Annotated in this window: 21 protein-coding genes and 2 tRNA genes; 14 read left to right on the top strand and 9 right to left on the bottom strand. The window is 70.5% G+C overall.

Annotated elements, in window-relative coordinates:
* Nucleotides 1-94: 94 nt before the first annotated feature.
* Complete coding sequence (gene pepN, locus ACFUJY_RS14895; protein WP_383298722.1) at nucleotides 95-2677, bottom strand: aminopeptidase N; 2583 nt, start codon at nucleotides 2675-2677, stop codon at nucleotides 95-97.
* Nucleotides 2678-2821: 144 nt separating this feature from the next.
* On the opposite strand from pepN, the gene ACFUJY_RS14890 reads away from it, so the two are divergent.
* Both ACFUJY_RS14890 and ACFUJY_RS14885 read left to right on the top strand, forming a co-directional pair.
* Nucleotides 2822-3472 carry a DsbA family protein gene (locus ACFUJY_RS14890; RefSeq protein ID WP_383298720.1) on the top strand — a complete coding sequence of 217 codons (651 nt, stop codon included), beginning with the start codon at nucleotides 2822-2824 and terminating at the stop codon, nucleotides 3470-3472.
* Between the two features lie 114 nt (nucleotides 3473-3586).
* Complete coding sequence (locus tag ACFUJY_RS14885; protein ID WP_383298718.1) at nucleotides 3587-4474, top strand: DUF4232 domain-containing protein; 888 nt, start codon at nucleotides 3587-3589, stop codon at nucleotides 4472-4474.
* Here the strand turns inward: ACFUJY_RS14885 and ACFUJY_RS14880 are convergent.
* From ACFUJY_RS14880 to ACFUJY_RS14865, 4 genes are all read right to left on the bottom strand, one after another.
* Nucleotides 4465-5430, bottom strand: coding sequence for an aldo/keto reductase (locus ACFUJY_RS14880; protein WP_383299388.1), 966 nt, complete (start codon nucleotides 5428-5430; stop codon nucleotides 4465-4467). The two genes, ACFUJY_RS14885 and ACFUJY_RS14880, sit on opposite strands and share 10 nt — an antisense overlap.
* 89 nt (nucleotides 5431-5519) lie before the next feature.
* Nucleotides 5520-6359: an MOSC domain-containing protein gene (locus ACFUJY_RS14875; RefSeq protein ID WP_383298716.1), complete on the bottom strand. Its 840-nt coding sequence runs from the start codon at nucleotides 6357-6359 to the stop codon at nucleotides 5520-5522.
* Nucleotides 6360-6525: 166 nt separating this feature from the next.
* Nucleotides 6526-7167: a superoxide dismutase gene (locus ACFUJY_RS14870; protein WP_164403872.1), complete on the bottom strand. Its 642-nt coding sequence runs from the start codon at nucleotides 7165-7167 to the stop codon at nucleotides 6526-6528.
* Between the two features lie 140 nt (nucleotides 7168-7307).
* A complete protein-coding gene (locus ACFUJY_RS14865) occupies nucleotides 7308-8723 on the bottom strand; it encodes an amino acid permease (protein WP_383298714.1) in 1416 nt (471 codons plus the stop codon).
* 387 nt (nucleotides 8724-9110) lie between these two features.
* On the opposite strand from ACFUJY_RS14865, the gene ACFUJY_RS14860 reads away from it, so the two are divergent.
* From ACFUJY_RS14860 to ACFUJY_RS14845, 4 genes are all read left to right on the top strand, one after another.
* Nucleotides 9111-9704 (top strand): biotin transporter BioY, encoded by a 594-nt coding sequence (locus ACFUJY_RS14860; protein ID WP_383298712.1) that lies wholly within the window; start codon nucleotides 9111-9113, stop codon nucleotides 9702-9704.
* Between the two features lie 130 nt (nucleotides 9705-9834).
* Nucleotides 9835-10323, top strand: a complete 489-nt coding sequence (locus ACFUJY_RS14855; protein ID WP_383298710.1) for a ribose-5-phosphate isomerase — start codon at nucleotides 9835-9837, stop codon at nucleotides 10321-10323.
* 246 nt (nucleotides 10324-10569) lie between these two features.
* Nucleotides 10570-11379 (top strand): Fpg/Nei family DNA glycosylase, encoded by an 810-nt coding sequence (locus ACFUJY_RS14850; protein ID WP_383298709.1) that lies wholly within the window; start codon nucleotides 10570-10572, stop codon nucleotides 11377-11379.
* Nucleotides 11380-11484: 105 nt separating this feature from the next.
* Complete coding sequence (locus tag ACFUJY_RS14845; protein ID WP_383298708.1) at nucleotides 11485-12630, top strand: PP2C family protein-serine/threonine phosphatase; 1146 nt, start codon at nucleotides 11485-11487, stop codon at nucleotides 12628-12630.
* Between the two features lie 52 nt (nucleotides 12631-12682).
* On the opposite strand, the gene ACFUJY_RS14840 is transcribed toward ACFUJY_RS14845, so the two are convergent.
* Nucleotides 12683-13867, bottom strand: coding sequence for a cation:proton antiporter (locus ACFUJY_RS14840; RefSeq protein ID WP_383299386.1), 1185 nt, complete (start codon nucleotides 13865-13867; stop codon nucleotides 12683-12685).
* A gap of 145 nt (nucleotides 13868-14012) precedes the next feature.
* On the opposite strand from ACFUJY_RS14840, the gene ACFUJY_RS14835 reads away from it, so the two are divergent.
* Nucleotides 14013-14498 (top strand): HD domain-containing protein, encoded by a 486-nt coding sequence (locus ACFUJY_RS14835; protein WP_383298706.1) that lies wholly within the window; start codon nucleotides 14013-14015, stop codon nucleotides 14496-14498.
* A 67-nt stretch (nucleotides 14499-14565) separates the two neighbouring features.
* Here the strand turns inward: ACFUJY_RS14835 and ACFUJY_RS14830 are convergent, their stop codons facing one another.
* Nucleotides 14566-15714 carry an acyltransferase family protein gene (locus ACFUJY_RS14830; RefSeq protein WP_383298704.1) on the bottom strand — a complete coding sequence of 383 codons (1149 nt, stop codon included), beginning with the start codon at nucleotides 15712-15714 and terminating at the stop codon, nucleotides 14566-14568.
* Nucleotides 15715-16152: 438 nt separating this feature from the next.
* On the opposite strand from ACFUJY_RS14830, the gene ACFUJY_RS14825 reads away from it, so the two are divergent.
* The gene (locus ACFUJY_RS14825; protein WP_383298702.1) at nucleotides 16153-16347 is read left to right on the top strand and encodes a hypothetical protein; all 195 of its coding nucleotides are present in this window, start codon (nucleotides 16153-16155) and stop codon (nucleotides 16345-16347) included.
* A gap of 58 nt (nucleotides 16348-16405) precedes the next feature.
* Here the strand turns inward: ACFUJY_RS14825 and ACFUJY_RS14820 are convergent.
* A tRNA-Gly gene (locus tag ACFUJY_RS14820) sits at nucleotides 16406-16479 on the bottom strand.
* Between the two features lie 163 nt (nucleotides 16480-16642).
* Between ACFUJY_RS14820 and ACFUJY_RS14815 the strand changes: the two genes are divergently transcribed.
* The 6 genes from ACFUJY_RS14815 to ACFUJY_RS14790 all read left to right on the top strand — a co-directional run bounded on the left by ACFUJY_RS14815 (nucleotide 16643) and on the right by ACFUJY_RS14790 (nucleotide 21811).
* Nucleotides 16643-16719, top strand: a tRNA-Pro gene (locus tag ACFUJY_RS14815).
* 165 nt (nucleotides 16720-16884) lie between these two features.
* Nucleotides 16885-18273 (top strand): trigger factor, encoded by a 1389-nt coding sequence (tig, locus tag ACFUJY_RS14810; protein WP_383298700.1) that lies wholly within the window; start codon nucleotides 16885-16887, stop codon nucleotides 18271-18273.
* Between the two features lie 266 nt (nucleotides 18274-18539).
* A complete protein-coding gene (locus ACFUJY_RS14805) occupies nucleotides 18540-19145 on the top strand; it encodes an ATP-dependent Clp protease proteolytic subunit (protein WP_203601903.1) in 606 nt (201 codons plus the stop codon).
* 78 nt (nucleotides 19146-19223) lie between these two features.
* Nucleotides 19224-19907 carry an ATP-dependent Clp protease proteolytic subunit gene (locus ACFUJY_RS14800; protein ID WP_018518168.1) on the top strand — a complete coding sequence of 228 codons (684 nt, stop codon included), beginning with the start codon at nucleotides 19224-19226 and terminating at the stop codon, nucleotides 19905-19907.
* A 154-nt stretch (nucleotides 19908-20061) separates the two neighbouring features.
* Nucleotides 20062-21360: an ATP-dependent Clp protease ATP-binding subunit ClpX gene (gene clpX, locus ACFUJY_RS14795; RefSeq protein ID WP_018103185.1), complete on the top strand. Its 1299-nt coding sequence runs from the start codon at nucleotides 20062-20064 to the stop codon at nucleotides 21358-21360.
* Between the two features lie 181 nt (nucleotides 21361-21541).
* The gene (locus ACFUJY_RS14790; RefSeq protein ID WP_383298698.1) at nucleotides 21542-21811 is read left to right on the top strand and encodes a hypothetical protein; all 270 of its coding nucleotides are present in this window, start codon (nucleotides 21542-21544) and stop codon (nucleotides 21809-21811) included.
* Between the two features lie 91 nt (nucleotides 21812-21902).
* Here ACFUJY_RS14790 and ACFUJY_RS14785 read toward each other — a convergent pair whose 3' ends face one another.
* Nucleotides 21903-22892, bottom strand: a complete 990-nt coding sequence (locus ACFUJY_RS14785) for a hypothetical protein (RefSeq protein ID WP_383298696.1) — start codon at nucleotides 22890-22892, stop codon at nucleotides 21903-21905.
* Nucleotides 22893-22970 lie beyond the last annotated feature (78 nt).

Genomic DNA, 22970 nt, shown 5'->3' with positions numbered 1-22970 from the left:
ACCGCCTCGCACGACCACCCGGCCCGTCCGGCGTGTGAGGACGGAACCCTTGCCCGGGACCGGGGCCACCGGGCAAGGGCCTGGGCCGGACGCCCTACGCCACCGCGTCCGTCGCCTGCGCCCGCAGCGCCCGGGCCAGGTCGTCCCGGGCCTCGGCCACCAGCCGCCGCAGCGCCGGCGCCGCGTCCGCCCGGGACTCCAGCCACGCGTCGGTCGCCGCCAGCGTCGCCGGGTCGTCCTGGAGGGCCGGGAACAGCCCCCGGACCACGGCCATCCCGATCTGGATCGACCGCTCGGCCCAGACCCGCTCGATCGCCTCGAAGTACCGCGCGGTGTACGGCGCCAGCAGCTCCCGCTGGGAGGACTGCGCGAAGCCCGCGATGGTGGCCTCCACCAGTGCGTTGGACAGCGCGTCCGACTCCACGACGTCCGCCCACGCCCGGGCCTTCACCTCGGCGGACGGCCGCGAGGCCAGGCACCGCACCTGGTGCCGCTTGCCGGAGGCCGTGTCGTCCCGGGCCAGCTCCGCGTCGACCGCCGCCTCGTCGGCCGCGCTGTGGGAGACCAGCGGCGACAGGAACGCCCAGCGCAGCTCCTGGTCGACGTCGAGCCCGTCGATCCGGGCGGTGCCGTCGAGCAGCCCGGTCAGCAGCTGGAAGTCGGAGTCCGACGCGGCGACCGACGCGAAGAACCGGGCCCAGGCGAGCTGGTGCTCGCTGCCCGGCTCGGCGAGCCGCAGTTCGCCGAGCGCGCCCTCGGCCAGCGCCCGGCCGCCCTCCTCGCGCCAGGCGGGAGCCGCGTAGTTCACCAGCGCGCCGCGCGTCCAGGCGTGCAGCATCTGGAGCACACCGATGTCCGTCTCCCGCCCGGCGAAGGCCAGGACCAGCGCGACGAAGTCCCGGGCCGGCATCAGCCCGTCGCGGGTGAGGTTCCACAGCGCGGACCAGCACAGCGCCCGGGCAAGCGGGTCCGTGATGTCGCCCAGGTGCGCGCGCAGGGTGGCGAGCGACACCTCGTCGAAGCGGACCTTGCAGTACGTCAGGTCGTCGTCGTTGACGAGGATCAGCTCGGGCCGCTCGGCCCCCGCCAGCTCGCCGATCACGGTGCGCGGACCCGACACGTCCGCCTCGGCACGCGCGTAACGCACCAGCTCCCCTTCCGGGTTGCGGCGGTACAGGCCGACGGCGACCCGGTGGGGCCGCAGCTCCGGATGGGACTCGGCGGCCTCCTGGAGGACGGCCAGCTCGGTGATCCGGCCGGCCGCGTCGTACGTCGCGACCGGGGTCAGCGAGTTGACGCCCGCGGTCTGGAGCCAGGAGCGCGACCACGCGGTCATGTCCCGCCCGGACGTCTCGGACAGCACCGACAGCAGGTCCCCGAGCCGGGTGTTCCCGTAGGCGTGCTTCTTGAAGTAGCGCCGGGCGCCCTCCAGGAACGCCTCCCGCCCCACGTACGCCACGAGCTGCTTGAGCACGGAGGCGCCCTTGGCGTACGTGATGCCGTCGAAGTTGAGCTTGGCGTCCTCCAGGTCACGGATGTCGGCCGTGATCGGGTGCGTGGAGGGCAGCTGGTCGGCGCGGTACGCCCAGGACTTGCGGTTGTTGGCGAAGGTGATCCAGCCGTCCTCGAAGCGGGTCGCGCCGGTCATCGCGAAGACGCCCATGAAGTCCGCGAAGGACTCCTTCAGCCACAGGTCGTCCCACCACCGCATGGTGACGAGGTCGCCGAACCACATGTGCGCCATCTCGTGCAGGATGACGTTGGCCCGGCCCTCGTACGCCGCCCGGGTCACCTTGCCGCGGAAGATGTACTCCTCGCGGAACGTGACACAGCCCGGGTTCTCCATCGCGCCGAGGTTGTACTCCGGCACGAACGCCTGGTCGTACTTCCCGAAGGGGTACGGGTAGTCGAAGTTGTCGTGGAAGAAGTCCAGGCCCTGCTTGGTGATCAGGAAGATGTCGTCGGCGTCGAAGTGCTTGGCGAGCCCCTTGCGGCACATCGCGCCGAGCGGGACCTCGAGCGTCGTGCCGTCCTCGAAGGTCCGGCTGTAGGAGTCGGTGACGTAGTGGTACGGACCGGCGACGACCGCCGTGATGTACGTCGAGATCGGCCGGGTCTCCGCGAACCGCCACACCCCGCCCTCGCGGGACTCCTCCGCGCCGTTGCTCCACACCGTCCACTCGGCGGGCGCGGTCACCTGGAAGCGGTACGGGGCCTTGAGGTCGGGCTGCTCGAAGTTGGCGAAGACGCGCCGGGCGTCCGCCGGTTCGTACTGGGTGTAGAGGTAGACCTCGCCGTCCTCCGGGTCCACGAACCGGTGCATGCCCTCGCCGGTCCGGCTGTACGCGCACTGCGCGTCGACCACCAGGACGTGTTCGCCCTCCGCCAGGTCCGCCAGCGCGATCCGCGTCCCGTCGAACACCGCCGCCGGGTCCAGCGCGGTGCCGTCCAGCGTCACGGCGTCGACGGACGGGGCGATCAGGTCGGCGAAGGTCGACGCGCCGCCGCGAGCCGCGCGGAAGCGGATCGTCGTCACCGAGCGGAAGGTCAGCGGACCGTCCGCCATGTCGTCCCCGCCGGTCGCGGAGCGGACGTCGAGTGCGACGTCGTAACCGTCGACGGTCAGCAGCTCGGCCCGCTCACGGGCCTCGTCTCGGGACAGGTTCTCGCCGGGCACGGCACACTCCTTTGTGTCACGTTCGAATAGTTTGATCCTCCCATGCCGACTTCCGGACGCGCGGGCGGGAATGGCCGGAGCGTCGTCCGGTGTTGTCGGCCACAGACTTGTCCACCGACGCGATAGGTCCGTTCGAGGAGAGAGATGTCTGACAACAGCACGGCGACCGGCAGGACCCCCGTCGACTTCTGGTTCGACCCGCTCTGCCCTTGGGCCTGGATGACCTCCCGCTGGATGCTGGAGGTGGAGAAGGTCCGCGACGTCGAGGTCCGCTGGCACGTGATGAGCCTGGCCGTGCTCAACGAGGACCGGCTCGACGAGCTGCCCGCCGACTACCGCGACATGCTGGAGAACAAGGCGTGGGGCCCGGTCCGCGTCGTGACCGCCGCCCAGCAGCTGCACGGCGACGAGGTCGTCGGCCCCCTTTACACCGCGCTCGGCACCCGCTTCCACAACCGGGGCGAGGGCCCGACCCGCGAAGCCGTCGAGAGCGCCCTCAAGGACGTCGGCCTCCCCGTCGAACTCGCCGGTCACGCGGACTCCGACACCTACGACACCGAACTGCGCGCCTCCCACAAGGAGGGCATCGAGAAGGTGGGCCAGGAGGTCGGCACCCCGGTCATCGCCGTCCCCGGCGCCGACGGCGAGCAGATCGCCTTCTTCGGCCCGGTCGTCACCCCGGCCCCCAAGGGCGAGGAGGCCGCGAAGCTCTGGGACGGCACCCTGATGGTCGCTTCGATCCCCGGCTTCTACGAGATCAAGCGCACCCGCACCCAGGGCCCGATCTTCGACTGACCGCCGGTCCGGCGGCGGGCGCACCCTCCCCGCCGCCGGGCTGTGACGCCACCGTGACGCGATATGTGACCTGGCGCACAGCCCGGCCCGGGCGTCCTTTGATCTTCTGGGCGGATGCGCCCCGCCCCCGCCCTCGTCCTGTGTGCCGCCCTCGCGAGCACCGCGCTGCTCACCGGATGCGGGAAGGAGACCGCCGGGGCCTCCGCCTCGCCCGGGGCGACCTGTGCCTCCCTCGCCCCGCTCCCCGACCCCGCCGGGCGGACCTGGGACGACGTCCGGGTGGTCAGCGGCAAGTGCGGCCCCTCCGGCGCCCCGTCCACCGGGTTCGAGGTCACCAACTCGGACACCGAACCGCTCACCTTCACCGTCACGTTCACCCTGGTCAACGGGTTCGGCGAGGCCATGGACACCATCACCCGCACCGTCGAGGGGGTGAAGCCCGGCCAGACCGTGCGGCGGCCCCTGGACACCGAGGACGGACCGGGGTCGGCCCGTACGTACCGCGCCCGGATCGCCAAGGTGCGGGCCGTCCCCGCCGACGGTTCGTCCGGCGCCTGCCCGCCCTCCGGGGTCCGGGTCACCAACGACCGGGGCGATGCCGCGATGGGGCTGCGGGTCGTGGGCATCCACCTCGCCAACTGCGGCACCACCGACTACCGGCTGAACGGCTACCCCGCGCTGCGGCTCCTCGACGAGGGCCGCGACCCGGTGAGCGGGGTCGAGATCCTGCACGGCACCACCGCGATCTCCACCGGCATCGGCGGCGACGCGGAGCCCCGCCCGGTCACGCTGCGCCCGGGCGAGAGCGCGTACGCCAACCTCGCCTGGCGCAACACCACCACGGACGGCGACCCGGTCAACGCCCCCTACGTCGAGGTCACCGCGAAGCCCGGTGCCGAGCCCGTGACGGTCACCCCGGAACTGGACCTCGGCACCACCGGCCGGCTCGGCGTCAGCCCGTGGACGAAGACCCCGGCGGACGCGGGCGCCCCTCAGGAGTAGAAGTCGCGCGGCCAGCCGTGCCGGGCCAGGACCGCCAACTGCTCCGTGGTGAGCGCCTGTCCGTCGCTGAGCGCGGTGTTGCGCTCCACGTTGCGGACGCTGCGCATCCCCGGGATCACCGTGGAGACCGCCGGGTGGCTCAGGACGAACCGCAGCGCGTACTCCGCGATGGCGTCCGGCTCGATGCCCAGGTCCGCCACGATCGCCGCGACGCGCCGCTCGACCTGGGCCGGGCGGTCGTCGCGGAAGTAGCGGTTGCGGAAGTCGCCTTCGGGGAACGTCGAGTCCGCGGTGATCCGGCCGGTGAGGCCGCCCTCGTCGAGCGCGACCCGGACGATCACGCCGACACCGTGCTCCGCGCAGGCCGGCAGCAGTTCCGCGGCCGGCGACTGGTCGAACACGTTGTAGATGACCTGGACGGTGTCCACCACCCCGCTGCGCACGAGCGCGACCGCGCTCTGCGGGGAGTGGTCGTTGACGGACACCCCGAACAGGCGGATCTTGCCCTCCTGCTTCAGCGCCGCGACCGTCTCCAGCCAGTCCCCGCGCCCCAGCCACTCGTCGTTCCAGACATGGAACTGGAGCACGTCGAAGTGGTCCAGGCCGGACGCGGCGAGGCTGGTCTCCAGACTGGCGCGGATGTGGTCGCCGGGGAACGCGTCCGCCGGGTCGGTGCCGTCCGCCGCAGGCCACACCTGGTTCTTCGGCGGCACCTTGGTCGCGACCAGCACCTCGTCACCGGTCCGTTCGCGGACCACCTGTCCGACGATGCGCTCGCTCTCGCCGTAGCCGCGCGCGGTGTCGATGAGGTTCACCCCGAGGTCGACGGCCCGGTGCAGGGCGCGCACGGACTCGTCCCGCGTCGCCCCCACCCAGCTGGACTCCCCGATGCCCCAGGCCCCGTAGCCGATCTCGGACACCGAAAGTCCGCTGCGTCCCAGCTCGCGGTAGCGCACAGTCATCCTCCACGTCATCGTCCCGTTCCGGGCAAATCAGCACGACGATAGGGGAGTCGCACGGCGCCGGCAGCTGGTTTTACGGGTGCTCAGCCGCTCGCCGGGCCGTGGACGGAGACCGGGTCGCCGACCCGCACCACGCCCTCGCGGACCACCGCGTTCTTCGCGCCGAAGCTGAGCTTGTTGCCGAACTCCGGCTCCCTGCGGTACGTGGCCAGGGTGCGCACCGGCTCCGGTCCGGCCCGGCGCCCGGTCCGCTGGTCGACGAGCGGGACGTTGCACCGGATCGCCTTCACCGAGTGGGCGAGTTCGGCGGTGCCCACGGTCATCCGCGCCACCCGGTCCTCGAAGTGCGGCTCGTCGTCGCCGGTCAGCACGATGTTGGCCCGGAAGCGGTCCATGGGCACGGGCGCGGCGTCGCCCCGGGCCGCGATGCGGGCGTTGAGACCGGCCAGCGAGGCGGTCGAGGTGACCAGGACCGCGTGCGCGTCGCCGAAGTTGACCTTGCCGGGGGTCTCGCCCCAGCCGTCGCGGTCGAAGCCGGGACGCACCCGTACCAGCCGGGACGCGGCCCCCAGCGCCTCGGAGAACCACTCCGCGGCCTCGTCCCCCTGGTCGACGGCCTCCCCGAGCTCCCGGCCGAACATGCTGACCTCGCGGCGCGGCCCGTCCGGGGCGACGTCGAACCGCAGCGTTCCGGTGCCCTCGGCGGACAGGGCGAGGGCCGTTCCGGAGTCCAGGACCCGGACGCCGACCGCCGCCAGCGCGGGGTGGGTGCGCTGGCTGCGGAAGGCGCCGTCGGCCGCGTCGACCACCATGAACGTCCGGTCGTGTTCGAGGCCCGTGGCGGTGACCCGCGCGGAGTCGGCCCGGGTGCCGGAGCAGCCCTTGACCGGGTAGTACACCAGCTCGTGGACGGTGATCGTCATGACGTGCTCCTCATGCCGGACATCATGGCAGCCGGAGCGGGCCGACAGAGAGGCCCCCGCCTGTCACGTCCAGACGGGGGCCTCCCCTTCATCCGCCTGCCAGGTGAAGGGTGAGAAGACGATCACGAGGCAGGACGTCCGGTGTGCACCGCTGTGCGGCGCCGGCTCAGGGGGCGAGCAGCAGCACGTCCGCGCGCTCCTTGGCGGCGGCGTAGCGCTTGGCCACGTCCTGCCAGTTGACGACGGCCCACATCGCCTCGATGAAGTCGACCTTCTGGTTCTTGTACTGGAGGTAGAAGGCGTGCTCCCAGGCGTCGAAGACCAGGACCGGGGTGGAGCCCTGGCCCACGTTGCCCTGGTGGTCGTAGACCTGCTCCACGATCAGCTTGCCGCTGACCGGCTCGTACGCGAGCACGCCCCAGCCGGAGCCCTGCGTGGTGGCCGCGGCCTTCGTCAGCTGGGACTTGAAGCCGGCGAAGGAGCCGAAGGACTCGGTGATCGCGTCCGCGAGGTCGCCGACACCGTCCGCGGCCAGCGGCTCCCCGCCGCCGTCACCGGTCATGTTGTGCCAGTAGATCGAGTGCAGGATGTGGCCGGACAGGTGGAAGGCGAGGTTCTTCTGGAGGCCGTTGATCGCTCCCCACGCCTCCTTGTCCCGCGCCTCCGCCAGCTGCTCCAGGGTGTCGTTGGCGCCCTTCACGTACGCGGCGTGGTGCTTGTCGTGGTGGAGCTCGATGATCTGCGGGTTGATGACCGGTTCGAGCGCGGCGTAGTCGTACGGGAGTTCCGGGAGCGTGTACGTGGCCATTGGTTTCGAACCCTCCAACTGCTGACAAGTTGTTATTGCAACCTCTATGCAAGAGCAGGCTAACAGCAGAAACGCGAAACACCGGGTCAGTCCTTCGGCTTAGGACCCGGTGTCTCGTGGGGGCTTTGCAGGGGTTCGGCTCAGGCTCCGGCGACGCGCCGCCGCTGGCGTACGGCCCCGATCGCGGCCAGGGCCACCGTCAGCGCCCCCGACGCCAGGAGCTGGTCGCGGGTGGAGGGCTGGCGGAGCATCAGGACGAAGATGCCGGCCATGGCGAGCAGCGCCACCACCGTCAGTCCCGGGAACAGCCACATCCGCACCACCAGCTTCTGCGGCGCCTCGCGCTCCAGGCGGGCGCGCAGGACCAGCTGGGAGACGGCGATGAAGATCCAGACGACCAGGATCACCGCACCGGTCATGTTCAGCAGCCAGGGGAAGACGTCGTCCGGACGCCAGTAGCTCAGCAGCACGCACAGGAAGCCGAAGGCGGACGAGACCAGGACCGCCGCGCGCGGCACCCCGCCGGAGACCCGGCCCAGCCGCTTCGGGCCCTGACCGCGCGCCACCAGCGAGCAGGCCATGCGCGAGGCACCGTAGATGTTGGCGTTCATCGCGGAGAGCAGGGCGACCAGGATGACGACGTTCATGATCTGCGCGGCCTGCCCGACGCCGAGGTGGTCCAGCGCCGCGTAGAACGGCCCCACCTCGACCACCTTCGGGTCGTCCCAGGGCACCAGCGTGACGACGACCGCCATCGAGCCCACGTAGAACAGCGCGATCCGCCACATCGCCGTCCGCACGGCCTGCGCGACGCCCCGCACCGGGTCCTCGGACTCCGCGGCCGCGATGGTGACCGTCTCCAGGCCGCCGTACGCGAACACGGACGCGAGCAGTCCGACGACCAGGCCGTCCGGGCCGTTCGGCAGGAAGCCGCCCTCGCCGCTGAGGTTGGCGGTACCCGGCGCGTCCGTGCCCGGCAGCACGCCCAGCACCGCCAGCACGCCCAGCACCAGGAACAGCGTGATCGCGGTGACCTTGAGCGCGGCGAACCAGAACTCGAACTCGCCGAACTTGGTCACCGAGGCCAGGTTCGTGCCCAGGAACACCACCATGAACAGCGCCACCCAGGCCCACTCCGGGGTCCCCGGCAGCCAGCCCGTCACGATCTTGGCCGCGCCGATCCCCTCCAGGCCGACGGCCGTGCACAGCAGCACCCAGAACGCCCAGCCCGCCGTGAACCCGGCCCACGGCCCGATCGCCCGCTCCGCGTGCACCGAGAACGAGCCGGACGCCGGATCGGCCGCCGACATCTCGCCGAGCATCCGCATCACGAGCATCACCAGCAGCCCCGACACCGCGTACGCGATGACGATCGACGGGCCGGCGGCGGCGATGCCGGCGCCGGAGCCGACGAAGAGCCCGGCGCCGATGACACCGCCCAGGGCGATCATCGAGAGATGGCGCTGTTTCAGCCCGTGCGACAGGGGCGAGTCGGGGCCGGGGTCCGGCGCGGTGGCCGGGGAGCCGGTGGGGGAGGGCGCGGAGGTCCGGGACATGGACGGGCTCTGTTCGGTCGGTGAGACGGGGACGTCCTCCCAGTCTGGGCACGTGACCCGCTCACCGGTAACCACCGTCCGCTGTACGGTCACCGGGTCCACACCGGGCGCGCACGCGACGGCGCACGGTGGGCCGCCGTCACGTACCGCGCTTTTAGAGGGAGTTCACAGTCCCGCCTCCGCGGGCCTGCCCGGCCCTCCCCGGGTGCATCCCCGCTCACCTCCGTGACCAGCATCACGCTCCGCGATGATTGCGCCACCCTCCTTGTGTGAATCCCACCAACGCCCCGATCGCCGCTTTGTGGGCCGCTGATGGTGATCGGGCACGGTCCCGTCCGATAGCGTCACGGTCAGTCCGTCTCCACCCTCACCCCCGCGGAGTCCCCGATGAGCACTGCTGCCGCCCCCGCCCGCACCGGAGCGGTCCTCGCCGACCTGCTGCCCGCCGCCCGGCACCGCTACGCCGTGGACACCGCCCTGGTGCTCGGCGGCGCCGCGCTCACCGGCATAGCCGCCCAGATCGCCGTTCCGGTCCCGGGCTCCCCGGTCCCGGTCACCGGCCAGACCTTCGCGGCCCTCCTCGTCGGCACCGCGCTCGGCGCCCGCCGCGGCTTCCTCTCCCTCGCCGTGTACGCCCTCGTCGGCATGGCGGGCATGCCGTGGTTCTCGGCCGGCAGCTCCGGCGCGGGCGGCGCCTCCTTCGGCTACGTGCTCGGCATGCTCCTGGCCGCCACCGTCGTCGGCGGCCTGGCCCGGCGCGGCGGCGACCGCTCGGTGCCGCGCACGGCCGGGACGATGGTCCTCGGCTCGGCGATCATCTACGCGGTCGGCGTGCCGTACCTGGCGCTGTCCACCGGCATGTCGGCGAGCGCCGCGATCGCCGCGGGCCTGACGCCGTTCCTGCTCGGCGACGCCCTGAAGGCCGCGCTGGCCATGGGCGCGCTGCCCGCCTCCTGGAAGCTCCTCGGCCGCCGGGGCTGACCCCGCGCGTCCACCCGTGGAGGCCCGCCGACCGCACCGCGGAACGGCGGGCCTCCGCGCGTCTGCCCGGCACCGGGCACACCGCACCCCGTCGTCGGCGCCCGGCCGCCGCACGTGCCACACTCCTCCCATGCGCGTGTACCTCGGATCCGACCATGCCGGTTACGAACTCAAGAACCACCTCGTCGAGTGGCTCAAGGCCCAGGGCCACGAGGCCGTCGACTGCGGCCCCCACATCTACGACGCCCAGGACGACTACCCGCCGTTCTGCCTCCGCGCCGCCGAGAAGACGGCCGCCGACCCGGGCAGCCTCGGCATCGTGATCGGCGGCTCCGGCAACGGCGAGCAGATCGCCGCCAACAAGGTGAAGGGCGTCCGCGCCGCACTGGCCTGGAGCGAGCAGACCGCCGCGCTCGGCCGCGAGCACAACGACGCCAACGTGATCGCCGTCGGCGGCCGGATGCACACGGTCGAGGAGTCCACGAAGTTCGTGGAGATCTTCCTCTCCACCCCGTACTCCGGCGAGGAGCGGCACACCCGCCGCATCGACATGCTCACGGCGTACGAGAACACCGGCGAGCTCCCCCCGATCCCCGCCCACCACCCGCAGCAGGGCTGACCAGCGGGGCCTGTGTCGAGTTCCCCGCCTGCCTCACGACGCCTGGCACGGCACCTCGCCGCACGGCCGCTTCACCCGAGTACGTCCAGTACGAGGGCGAAACGGCCGCACGGCGATGCACCGCACCAGACGCCGCAAGGCCGCCCTCCGGGCGACGGCGGGGAACTCGACACAGACCCCTGTGCCGCCGGTCCGTCCGGCGGCACAGCCATGTCCGGCCCCGCACCACCCAGGAGACCCGCCACCGTGCCCGAGGGACACACGATCCACCGCCTCGCCGCGGACCACCGCGAGCGCTTCGCCGGCCGGCCGGTGCGGACGAGCAGCCCGCAGGGCAAGTTCTCCGACAGCGCCGCCCTGCTCGACGGCCACGTCCTGGAGACGGCCGACGCCCACGGCAAGCACCTCTTCCTCTCCTTCGGCGACACCGGCTGGGTCCACATCCACCTCGGCCTCTTCGGCAAGCTGAACTTCGGTACGGTGCCGGCCCCGCCGCCCACCGACACGGTCCGGCTGCGCCTGCTCAACGAGGCGCACCACGCGGACCTGCGCGGCCCCACCGCCTGCGCGCTGATCACGGACGCCGAGAAGCGCGCGATACACGACCGCCTCGGCCCCGACCCGCTGCGTGACGGCGAGGACGGCGAACGCGCCTGGCAGCGGATCTCCCGCAGCCGGATCACCGTCGCCGCCCTGCTGATGGACCAGAAGGTCATCGCGGGCGTCGGCAACGTCTACCGGGCGGAGGTGCTGTTCCGGCACGGCATCGACCCGTACCGGGCGGGCAAGGACCTCACCCGGAACGAGTGGGACGCGATCTGGGCGGACCTGCGCGCGCTGATGCGCGAGGGCGTACGGAACAACCGCATCGACACCGTCCGCCCCGAGCACCTGCCCGAGGCGATGGGCCGCCCGCCCCGCGTGGACGACCACGGCGGCGAGGTCTACGTCTACCGGCGCGCCCGCCAGGGCTGCCACATCTGCGGCACCGAGATCCGCACCGCCGACCTGGCCGCCCGCAACCTCTTCTGGTGCCCCGGCTGCCAGTCCGCGTGACCCGCACGCAGTACCCGCGAGTACGGCACCGGTCGGGCCGATTTCGAACACATTGTCACGGGGTCCCCCTGCACCGGAGGCCGCCGGGTGGATAAGGTCCCCGCAATGGCCCGACGCGCAGGAGCAGAGACGTACCCGGCCCGATGGCGGAAATCGGCGCACCGGGTCTACACCACGCTGCGCCGGTCCGGGGTCGACTACTTCCGCGGTGACGGCTCCGACTGGATCGCCCTGGCCGGTCTGTTCCTGGTCATCCCGGTCATCACCTGCCTCACGCTGATGGACCCGGTCTGGTGCGCGCCCACCATGCTCGTCCTGCCGATCGTCGCGGCCGGCCTGCTGCTGCGCCCCGCCAGCCTCCTCGGCCTGTACGCGGGGGTCGCCGTCGCCCTCATCGTGGAGTCGGTCTGGCTCGGCCCCTACGAGGACGGCCCGGCCAGGGTCACCCCCGGCACCGTGCTCACCGTCGCCGCCTGCGGGTTCTTCGGGCTGGTCCTCGCCCAGTTCCGGGCCCGGGTCGGGGTGCCCTGGCGGCGCGGCGGCACCATGCTCTTCGACCTGCGCGAACGCATCCGCGTCCAGAGTTCGCTGCCCCGCCTCCCGCAGGGCTGGCACCGCGAGATGGCGCTGCGCCCGGCCGGCGGGCAGTCCTTCTCCGGCGACTTCGTCGTCGCGGCCCGCACCCACGGCGGTCGCACCCTGGAAGCCGTCCTGACCGACGTCTCCGGCAAGGGCATGGACGCCGGCTCCCGCGCCCTGCTGCTGTCCGGCGCCTTCGGCGGGCTCCTCGGCTCGCTGCCCCCGCACGGCTTCCTGCCCGCCGCCAACGGCTACCTGCTGCGCCAGGACTGGGACGAGGGCTTCGCCACCTCGATCCACCTGGTCCTCGACCTGGAGACCGGCGACTACGAACTCCTGTCGGCGGGCCACCCGCCGGCCCTCCAGCTCCACGCCGGCAGCGGCCAGTGGGAGGAGAAGGCGGCGGAGGGCCCGCTGCTCGGGGTGTACGACGGCGCCGAGTTCGACCCGGTCAAGGGCCATCTCGCCCCCGGTGACGTGCTGATGCTGTTCACCGACGGACTGGTGGAGGCGTCCGACCGGGACATCGCGGAGGGCATCGACCGGCTCACCGGCGAGGCCGACCGCTACGTCAGCACCGGCTTCGAGGGCGCGGCCTGGCACCTGATCGAGGCGTGCGCCAAGGACGTCAACGACGACCGGGCGCTGCTGCTCCTGTCACGGAAGTCCTGAACTCACGGAAGTCCTGAACTCACGGAAGTCCTGAACTCGCGGAGTCCGGAACTCACGGAAGTCCCGAACCGGCGCCGACCGGTGCAGGGAGCGCCGGTTCCGGTTTGCCCGGCAGGATGCGGGCCAGCCAGTGCGAGCGCCCGGCGGCCAGCGGGGCCAGCACGGCGAGGACGAGCACATAGCCCGCGATGAACGGGGAGAGCCGCTCGTCGAGACCGGCGCCCGCCGCCATCGTGGCGAGGATCAGGGCGAACTCGCCGCGCGCCACCAGGGTGGTCGAGATGTTCGCGGTGGCCTGCGGGCCGAAGCGGTACACCCGGGCGGCGGCGATCCCGGCGCACACGTTCATCGCGAGGGTGACCGCGACGGCGGCCAGCACCGGCCAGAGCACCGTGGGCAGGTCGCCCGGGTCGATGGAGAGCCCGAACGCGAAGAAGAAGATCGCGCCGAACGCGTCGCGCAGCGGGTGCACCAGCTTGAGGATGCGCTCGCCCGACGACGTGCTGCCGAGCATCAGCCCGACCATGAAGGCGCCGATCGCGTCCGCGACGCCGAACCACTCCGAGATCCCGGCCACCAGGACGGCGGCGCCGAGGAATGAGATGACCAGGAGCTCGTCGTCCCTGGTCCCGATCAGCTTGCCGACGACCCGGGTGCCGAACCGGGCGGCCAGGGCGAGCAGCAGCAGGAAGCCGAACGCCTTGCCGCCGTCGGTCACCGCCGCGGCGAGGCTGTCGGCGCCGGACAGGATGGGCTGGAGGGCCGCGAGGTAGAGGGCGAGGAAGACGTCCTCCACGACGATGATGCCGAGGATGGGCCGGGTCTCCGGATTGCCGATCCGCCCGAGGTCCACCAGCACCTTGGTGACGATGGCCGACGAGGAGATCCCGAGCACCCCGGCGAGGACCAGCGCCTCGGAGGTGCCCCAGCCGAGCGCGAAGCCGAAGCCGAGCCCGGCGCCGACGTTCAGGGCGAGATAGGTGCCCCCGGCGACCGCCATCTTGCGGCCGCCCGCTTTGAGGTCGTCCAGGTGGAATTCCAGGCCCAGGTAGAAGAGGAGCAGCACCAGGCCGAGCGCGGAGAGCATCTCCAGGTCGTGCGGGTCGGCGACGAGGACGATGCCGGGGGTGTGCGGGCCGAGCAGGATTCCGGCCAGGATGAACAGGGGGATCGTGGGCAGTCCGATGCGGCGGCCGGCGCGGGCGAGGACCGCGGCGGCGAGGAAGGCGCCGCCCATGGCGATGAGCGTGTCTGCGTGTCCGATGAGCCTGGCCTTTCGAAGAGTCAAGAGATCGTCAAGGAATGGTCAGAAGTTAGTTTACCGAACGGTTGACGTTGCAACTGTCGGACCGGCCTGCGGAGGTGCGCCTAGAGTCCTCGCCATGACTGCGTCACACGCTCAGCTGACCCTCGCCGAGGTCGAGGCCCTGGCCCGCGAGGCCCACGCCGCCCAGCGGGACAAGGCCGGCCGCCCCTACACGGAACACCTCGCTGCCGTCGCCGAGGGCGTACGGAGCCGAGGCGGCAGCGAGGAGCAGATCGCCGCGGCCTGGCTGCACGACGCGGTGGAGGACGACGCGCTGTCGGCCGAGTGGCTGGCCGGGGCCGCGCTGCCGCAGGCGGTCAAGGACATGGTGCTCGCCGTCACCAAGCGGGCGGGCGAGGAGCCGGAGGCGTACACCCGGCGCATCCTGGCCACCCCCGGCGCCCTGCTGGTCAAGGAGGCGGACCTCGCCCACAACGCCGATCCGGACCGTCTGGCGGTGCTGGAGCCGGCCACCCGTACCCGGCTGACCGCGAAGTATGCGCGGGTCCGGGAGCTGCTGGGGCTCACCGCACCCAACGGGCCCTCGGACCGTCGGGATTGAGCCAACACCGCCCCGTGACACGACGAAGCCCGGCCACCTGGGCCGGGCTTCGTGGCGTGCGGAGGCGTCAGATCCTGGCGGCGTCCCGGCGGAACGCCCAGTCCATGTCCGGCTCGGTCACGCAGCGCAGGACGCGCCGCACCGGCGGCGTGCACAGCAGCGTGACGGCGGTGGAGGCGACCACGGTCACGATCACCAGGCCCGCCGGACCGACCAGCCACGCGTGGTCGTCGAAGATCCCCGCGTAGTCGGCGCCCTTCACCAGGAAGCCGTGCAGCAGGTAACCGCAGATCGTGCCGGCGCCGAGCACCGTGAACCACATGTGGCGGCGCGGGACCAGCGCGAGGAACCCGGCCGTCAGCAGCGTCGCGCAGCCGAACATCGCCAGGGTCATCACCGCGCCCGACCACCACGGCGCCCCCATGTCCTGGGCGCTGGAGTCCCGCAGGAACCAGCCCAGCTGCATCCGGGGCGCCGCCCAGTAGGCGAAGACCAGCGCACCGGCGAAGAGCGGGAGCGCCAACAGCCGGGCCTCGCGGCGGCGGACCAGCGCGAAGTGCTCGGGCTTCAGCTGGAGGCCGAGCACGAAGAAGGGCAGGAACTGCAGGACGCGCGGCAGGTCGAGGTCGTCGCCGATGCTGGGCGCGAGCGAGGCGAGCACGGCGATCACCAGTGAAACGGCCAGCGGATGGCGGAGGTTGCGCCAGATGGGTGTGGTGAGCCGCCAGATGAACAGGGCGGCCAGGAACCAGGTCAGGTACCAGGGCTCCAGCAGGCTGACGGCCGCGTCCGGCTGGTCGTTCGCGTACCGGCGGAACAGCGAGTACGCCGTCTCGAACACCACGTAGGGCACCGCGACACCGGTGACGAGCCGCTTCACCTTCGCCGGGCTCAGGTCGAACGACCGCGAGAAGTAACCCGAGATGAGGATGAAGGCGGGCATGTGGAACGTGTAGACCACCATGTACAGCGCCCGGGCGGTCCGGCTCCCGTCCATGACCGGGACCCAGGAGTGCGCCACCGCGACGAGCACGATGGCGAGGTACTTGGCGTTGTCGAAGAAGGCGTCACGCTGCTTGGCCCCGCTCCGGGCAGGCCGGTCCGCTGCCGGCGCGGGGGCCTCCCGGGTCGCCGCCGGCGCAGGGTGTCTGGGCTCCGCCTCCTCGGTCGCCGGGGGGAGCGTGGCCCTCTGCATTGCGTTCGGAGCGTGGAACATCTCAGGCACCCTAGACGTCTCGATTGCCATCCGTAAAACCGCCGTTGAATAGCGCGTCTTCCCTGCATATCAAATGGCAAACCAGCAAGATGTGACCGTTATGGCCCGTTTAATCCCCGCCAAATGGGGCAATCTGTGCGGCAGTTGACCGAAGCGAATTACCTCGCGTTCGGCGTCGAATTCCCCTGTGAATGAAGTGTGTGGATACCGAAACGATCACCGCCGCATATTCCCGGAGATCATCCGGACGCGCGCCGGCGGCACTCCGGCCCGGCGCACAGGGGGGCGCGAGGGGCGCAAGATGGCGCGATATCGACAGGTCGATACGTCACCCGGCAACACCCCGGCGGGAGTTGGTGGCACGATGGAGGCGACGGAGGGTGCACGGCCGCACATCTCCGGGCCGGCAAGGCGGACCGACCGAGGGTGTGAGCAGTCGTGGCCATTTCGTTGTCTGTGGTGCTTCTGTTGGGAATCGTCCTGGTCGTCATGATCCGGAGCGGTTCCATCAAGACCGGCCCCGCGATAGTCGCGGCGCTCTTCGGCTTCTTCCTGGCGCCGACGGGCATGGGGCCGTCGATCAACCGGTTCATGAACTCGATCATCGACTCGGTGGGCCAGATCAACTTCTGAGCCGCCCGGCCGCCGCAACGCGAAGGGCCCGGTCCAGCGGACCGGGCCCTTCGGCGATTGGAGCGGGCGACGGGAATCGAACCCGCGTAGCTAGTTTGGAAGACTAGGGCTCTACCATTGAGCTACGCCCGCATGCACGGCACCGCAGGTCACACGGACCGCGGCACGACAAGCATCGTAGCGGGTCGCGGGCGCTGCCCGCACACCCCTCGACGGCCCCAGCCGAAACTCGACGCCCCCCGCCGAAAGCGGCCGGCGCGGTGCCTTACTGCATGTACCCTACGTGTCGCACCGACGGGGTGTGGCGCAGCTTGGTAGCGCGTCCGCTTTGGGAGCGGAAGGTCGTCGGTTCGAATCCGGCCACCCCGACCACTGGCAAGATCGCGCGGACAAGATCGCGTTGCGGGAGTTCTCCCCCTTGCCGTTACTATGCAAAATGCGTGCCCGTGTGTCTGATGTACCGGGCTCGGTCCGCGAAGCCGCCCCCCGTGCGGCGGAGCAGAACCCCAAGAAGTCAGCCACCAAGGAGACCGAACCGTGAAGAGCGCCGTGGAGACCCTGAACCCGACCCGGGTTCGGCTCAGCATCGAGGTGCCCTTCGAGGAGCTCAAGGACAGCCTCGACGCGGCGTACAAGAAGATCAACCAGCAGGTCACGGTGAAGGGGTTCCGCAAGGGCAAGATCCCCAGCCGGGTCATCGACCAGCGGTTCGGCCGTGGTGCTGTGCTGGAGGAGGCCGTCAACGACGCGCTCCCGAAGTTCTACACCGAGGCCGTCAACGAGGGTGAGCTGAACGTCCTCGGCCAGCCCGAGGTCGACATCACGGAGCTGAAGGACGGCGAGCTGCTGGCCTTCACCGCCGAGGTCGACGTGCGCCCCGAGATCGAGATCCCGGACTACTCCGGCATCGAGGTCACCGTCGACGCCATCGAGGTCACCGACGAGGACATCGAGAAGGCCGTCGAGCAGCTGCGCGGCCGCTTCGCCTCGACCAACCCGGTCGAGCGCGCCGCCGCCGAGGGCGACGTCGTCACGATCGACCTGGAGGCCAAGGTCGACGGCGAGGTCCTGGAGGACGGCGTGGCCGAGGGTGTCTCGTACACCATCGGTTCCGGCGAGCTCCTCGAAGGCATCGACGAGGCCGTGACCGGCCTGGAGGCCGGTGGCGAGGCCACCTTCACCTCGCAGCTGAAGGGCGGCTCCGCCGAGGGCAAGGACGCCGAGGTCACCGTCAAGGTCACCGCCGTCGCCGCCCGTGAGCTCCCCGAGCTGGACGACGACTTCGCCCAGATGGCCAGCGAGTTCGACACGCTGGAGGAGCTGAAGGCCGACAGCCGCAAGCGCCTGGAGGAGACCAAGCAGTACGACCAGGCCACCCAGGCCCAGGAGCGCGTCCTGGAGGAGCTGCTGAAGCTCGCCGAGGTCCCGATCCCGGAGAAGCTGCTCGCGGACGAGGTCCAGACCCGCAAGCACAACCTGGAGCACCACCAGCTCGGCCAGATGGGTCTCACCCTCGACAAGTACCTGGAGATCCAGGGCAAGACCGCCGAGGAGTTCGAGGCCGAGACCTCCGAGCAGGCCGTCAAGGGCATCAAGACCCAGTTCATCCTGGACGAGCTCGTCAACAAGGAGAAGCTGAACGTCAACCAGGAGGAGCTCACCGAGCACCTCATGCGGCGCGCCGCCTCCTCCGGCATGAGCCCGGACCAGTTCGCCCAGGCCGTCGTCGAGGGCGGCCAGGTGCCGATGCTCGTCGGCGAGGTCGCCCGCGGCAAGGCGCTCGCCGTCGTGGTCGAGGCCGCCAAGGTGGTCGACACCAACGGCGAGGTCGTCGAGCTGGAGGACGACGAGGACGCGGCGGAGGAGACCACCGAGTCCGCGGCCGCCGAGGCCGCCGCCGACTCCGAGGAGAAGACCGAGGCCTGAGCCTCGCGCTGACCCCGTACGACGGGCTCCGGACGCCACCGCGTCCGGAGCCCGTCGTCGTACCGGCGGACGTGACGCCACAACCCTTGTGCCAGCTGCGGACCTTGCGCTCCCAGCGAACAGTCGCGGAAGCGGGATGGCGTTGTTCCACCTGCGCGTTAGGGTCCATGAAGAGGAAGGGTCGGGTAGTCCCGGCCCACCCGGTACGAAGACGCTGAGACGGCCGGAGCCGTCAGAGACGAGCAGGTGGATACGTGACGAATCTGATGCCCTACGCCGCCGGAGAGCCGTCCCTCGGTGGTGGCCTCGGTGACCAGGTCTACAGCCGGCTGCTCGGCGAGCGCATCATCTTCCTCGGCCAGCAGGTGGACGATGACATCGCCAACAAGATCACCGCGCAGCTGCTCCTCCTCGCGGCCGAGCCCGAGAAGGACATCTACCTCTACATCAACAGCCCCGGCGGTTCGGTGACGGCCGGCATGGCGGTCTACGACACCATGCAGTACATCCCGAACGACGTCGTGACCATCGGCATGGGCATGGCGGCCTCGATGGGCCAGTTCCTGCTCACCGGCGGCACCGCCGGCAAGCGCTTCGCGCTCCCGAACACCGACATCCTCATGCACCAGGGATCGGCCGGCATCGGCGGTACGGCCTCGGACATCAAGATCCAGGCGCAGTACCTGCTGCGCACCAAGCAGCGCATGGCGGAGATCACCGCCCGCCACTCCGGCCAGACCGTGGAGACGATCATCCGCGACGGCGACCGCGACCGCTGGTACACCGCGGAGGAGGCCAAGGAGTACGGCCTCATTGACGAGATCATCTCGATCGCGTCGGGCGTTCCGGGCGGCGGCGGCACCGGCGCCTGATCCGGACCCCCGGACAGCGCCGTACCGCACCGCGCATCTCTCGTACGCCGAGACACCCAGCCACAGAACGCCACCAGGATGGTGAACACCCACATGAACAACTTCCCCGGCGCCTCCGCGAGCGGCCTCTACACGGGCCCGCAGGTGGACAACCGCTACATCGTCCCGCGCTTCGTGGAGCGCACCTCGCAGGGCGTGCGCGAGTACGACCCGTACGCGAAGCTCTTCGAGGAGCGCGTGATCTTCCTCGGCGTGCAGATCGACGACGCGTCCGCGAACGACGTCATGGCGCAGCTGCTGTGCCTGGAGTCGATGGACCCGGACCGGGACATCTCCATCTACATCAACAGCCCCGGCGGCTCGTTCACCGCGCTCACCGCGATCTACGACACGATGCAGTTCGTGAAGCCGGACATCCAGACGGTCTGCATGGGCCAGGCGGCCTCCGCCGCCGCGGTCCTGCTCGCCGCCGGCACCCCGGGCAAGCGCATGGCGCTGCCCAACGCCCGCGTGCTGATCCACCAGCCGTCCTCGCAGACCGGCCGCGAGCAGCTCTCCGACCTGGAGATCGCGGCCAACGAGATCCTGCGCATGCGGACCCAGCTGGAGGAGCTGCTGGCCAAGCACTCCACCACGCCGATCGAGAAGATCCGCGACGACATCGAGCGCGACAAGATCCTCACCGCCGAGGACTCCCTGGCCTACGGCCTTGTCGACCAGATCGTGTCGACCCGCAAGAGCGCGGCCGGCGCGCTCGCCTGACACGCCCTGTCCCCTTGGCACGGTTGAGGCATCCGGCTCCGGCCGTGTGAACCGTGCCAAGGGGGGCCCGCATGGGGGGCCGGGCAAGGTACCGTCGGATAGAGGCACAGGAGCCGCTGAACCAGGCGTCTCCCAGGCGAAGGGGAAGCACCTCGTGGCACGCATCGGTGATGGCGGCGACCTGCTCAAGTGCTCGTTCTGCGGAAAGAGCCAGAAGCAGGTGAAGAAGCTCATCGCGGGTCCCGGTGTGTACATCTGCGACGAGTGCATCGATCTCTGCAACGAGATCATCGAGGAGGAGCTCGCCGAGACGAGCGAGGTCCGCTGGGAAGAGCTTCCCAAGCCCCGCGAGATCTACGAGTTCCTTGAGGGGTACGTCGTCGGGCAGGAGCCCGCGAAGAAGGCCCTCTCGGTCGCTGTGTACAACCACTACAAGCGGGTCCAGGCCGGCGAGAACGGCGGCGGGGCGGGCCGCGACGACGCGATCGAGCTCGCCAAGTCCAACATCCTGCTGCTGGGCCCCACGGGTTCCGGCAAGACGCTGCTCGCGCAGACGCTGGCCCGCATGCTCAACGTCCCGTTCGCCATCGCGGACGCGACGGCGCTGACGGAGGCCGGCTATGTCGGCGAGGACGTCGAGAACATCCTGCTGAAGCTGATCCAGGCCGCCGACTACGACGTCAAGAAGGCCGAGACCGGGATCATCTACATCGACGAGATCGACAAGGTCGCCCGCAAGAGCGAGAACCCGTCGATCACCCGTGACGTCTCCGGCGAGGGCGTCCAGCAGGCCCTGCTGAAGATCCTGGAGGGCACCACCGCCTCCGTGCCGCCGCAGGGCGGCCGCAAGCACCCGCACCAGGAGTTCATCCAGATCGACACGACGAACGTGCTGTTCATCGTGGGCGGCGCCTTCTCCGGCCTGGAGAAGATCATCGAGTCCCGGGCCGGCGCCAAGGGCATCGGCTTCGGCGCCACGATCCGCTCCAAGCGGGAGATCCAGGCCAGCGACCAGTTCCAGGAGGTCATGCCGGAGGACCTGGTGAAGTTCGGGATGATCCCCGAGTTCATCGGCCGCCTCCCCGTCCTGACCTCGGTCCACAACCTGGACCGCGAAGCCCTGCTCCAGATTCTCATCGAGCCGCGCAACGCCCTGGTCAAGCAGTACCAGCGCCTGTTCGAACTCGACGGCGTGGAGCTGGACTTCGAGCGCGAGGCGCTGGAGGCCATCGCCGACCAGGCGATCCTGCGCCAGACCGGCGCCCGCGGCCTGCGCGCGATCATGGAGGAGGTCCTCCAGTCGGTGATGTACGAGGTCCCGTCCCGCAAGGACGTCGCCCGCGTGGTCATCACCGCCGACGTGGTCCGCAACAACGTCAACCCGACCCTGGTCCCGCGCGAGCCGCGCACGATCGGCAAGGGCGACGAGGGCCGCCACGAGAAGTCCGCGTAACGCGGTTGCAGAAAGCAGCGAGGGCCGCGGATCCGATGGATCCGGGCCCTCGCCCATGTGGTGGGACTGGAAATCGGCCATGGACAGGGTGACTACCCGACATCAATCTCCGATTGATGGTCCACTGCTGATGGCGTGGTTAGGCTGATGGACGTCTTGATCCACTAGGGAGGGAATGGTCATGAAACGCAGTCTTGCTGCGCTGTTCGTGGGTGCAACGGTTGTGGTTGCGCCCGTCGTCACTGCAACTACCGCTCAGGCCAGTCAGTCAAGCTGCGCGAACTACGTGGGCAGCAAGGGGTATCAAGTCGGGCCCCTGGTAAAGGCTGCTTGTGGCTACCCGGCGACCGACTTCGGTGTCGGCAAGGTGGCGAACCCCTTCTGCATAACCAAACTGACTGCGATCAAGGTCAAGCCTGGGGTGGCCGAAGCGGCGTGCAGCCGCGCCTGACTTGTTGGCGGCTACCTGCCGTCGGTCTCAATCAAAGGTGATGACACCAGTGCAAGGGGCGCCCGGCAGGGCGCCCCTTCGCTGTCGCGGGTCAGATCTTGGTGCGGGAGTTGTTGTAGAGCTTGGCCGCGAGCGCCGCCACCTCGTCCTGGGACATGGACTTGTTGGTCATGGCCGCGCCGACGTCGAAGCCGACGACCGCGCCGACGGTGCTGTAGTCGGCCCAGATGCAGACGGGCATGATCATTTCCTTGGGGCCCTTCGCCACGGTCCCGTCGGCATCGTCGTTGACCATCTTGAAGTCCTGGCACTTCATCAGCGCACCCTTGAAACCGGCCGGCGTCACGCTCTTCGGCTCACCGACGAGAGAGGGCTTGTTCTTCCCGCTCTCGTCCTCGGCCATGCCCTTCTTCGCCTGAGCGAACATGGCGTCGAGGGCCTTGGCGGGGTCGGTCACATCGCCCCAGTTGCCGTAGACCATGAGCATCTTGGCTGTGAGCGGGTTCTTTTCGAGATCACCGCTCGCGTACTGGGCTTCGGCCTTGTGGGGATCCTTGATACCCGCGGCTTCGGCCTCGGCCTTGTCCTTGCTCGTCATCTCGTCCGTGGACGACTTCGTGGTGTCCTTCTTGTAGTCGTCCACAGAGTCGGCGAGCGTCAGCTTGTAGCCCTTGGTGGAGTCCGCGACATCGCTGTTGCCGCCGCCCGAGGTCAGGAAATAGACCCCGCCGCCGATGACCGCCAAGGCCACGACGACCGCGCCCACGATCAGGCCCGTCTTCTTCTTCTGCGGGGCCGGCGGCGGGAAGCCCGGCTGCTGCCCGTAGGCCGGCTGGCCGCCGTACGGCGGAGTGGGCGGCTGCTGTCCGTACGGGCCCGGCTGCTGCGCCTGCGGGTAGCCGTAACCCGGCTGGGGCGGCTGCTGCTGGGGCGGGACGCCCTGGGGGGCCTGCTGCGGGTAGCCGTAGCCGGGCTGGCCCTGCGGCGGCTGGCCGCCGTACGGGCCCGGCTGCTGGCCGTACGGTCCGGGCTGGCCCTGCGGCGGCTGGCCACCGTACGGCCCCGGCTGGTTGTAGCTCATCTGCGGTGTCCCCTGTTCGTGATACTTACGCGTTGCGAACATCCTGACGGAAGGCTCGCGCGCGCGGACCACCGGGAG

The organism is Streptomyces sp. NPDC057249 (genome assembly GCF_042669245.1).
Lineage (GTDB): Bacteria > Actinomycetota > Actinomycetes > Streptomycetales > Streptomycetaceae > Streptomyces.
This window is presented reverse-complemented; position numbering and strand designations above follow the sequence as displayed.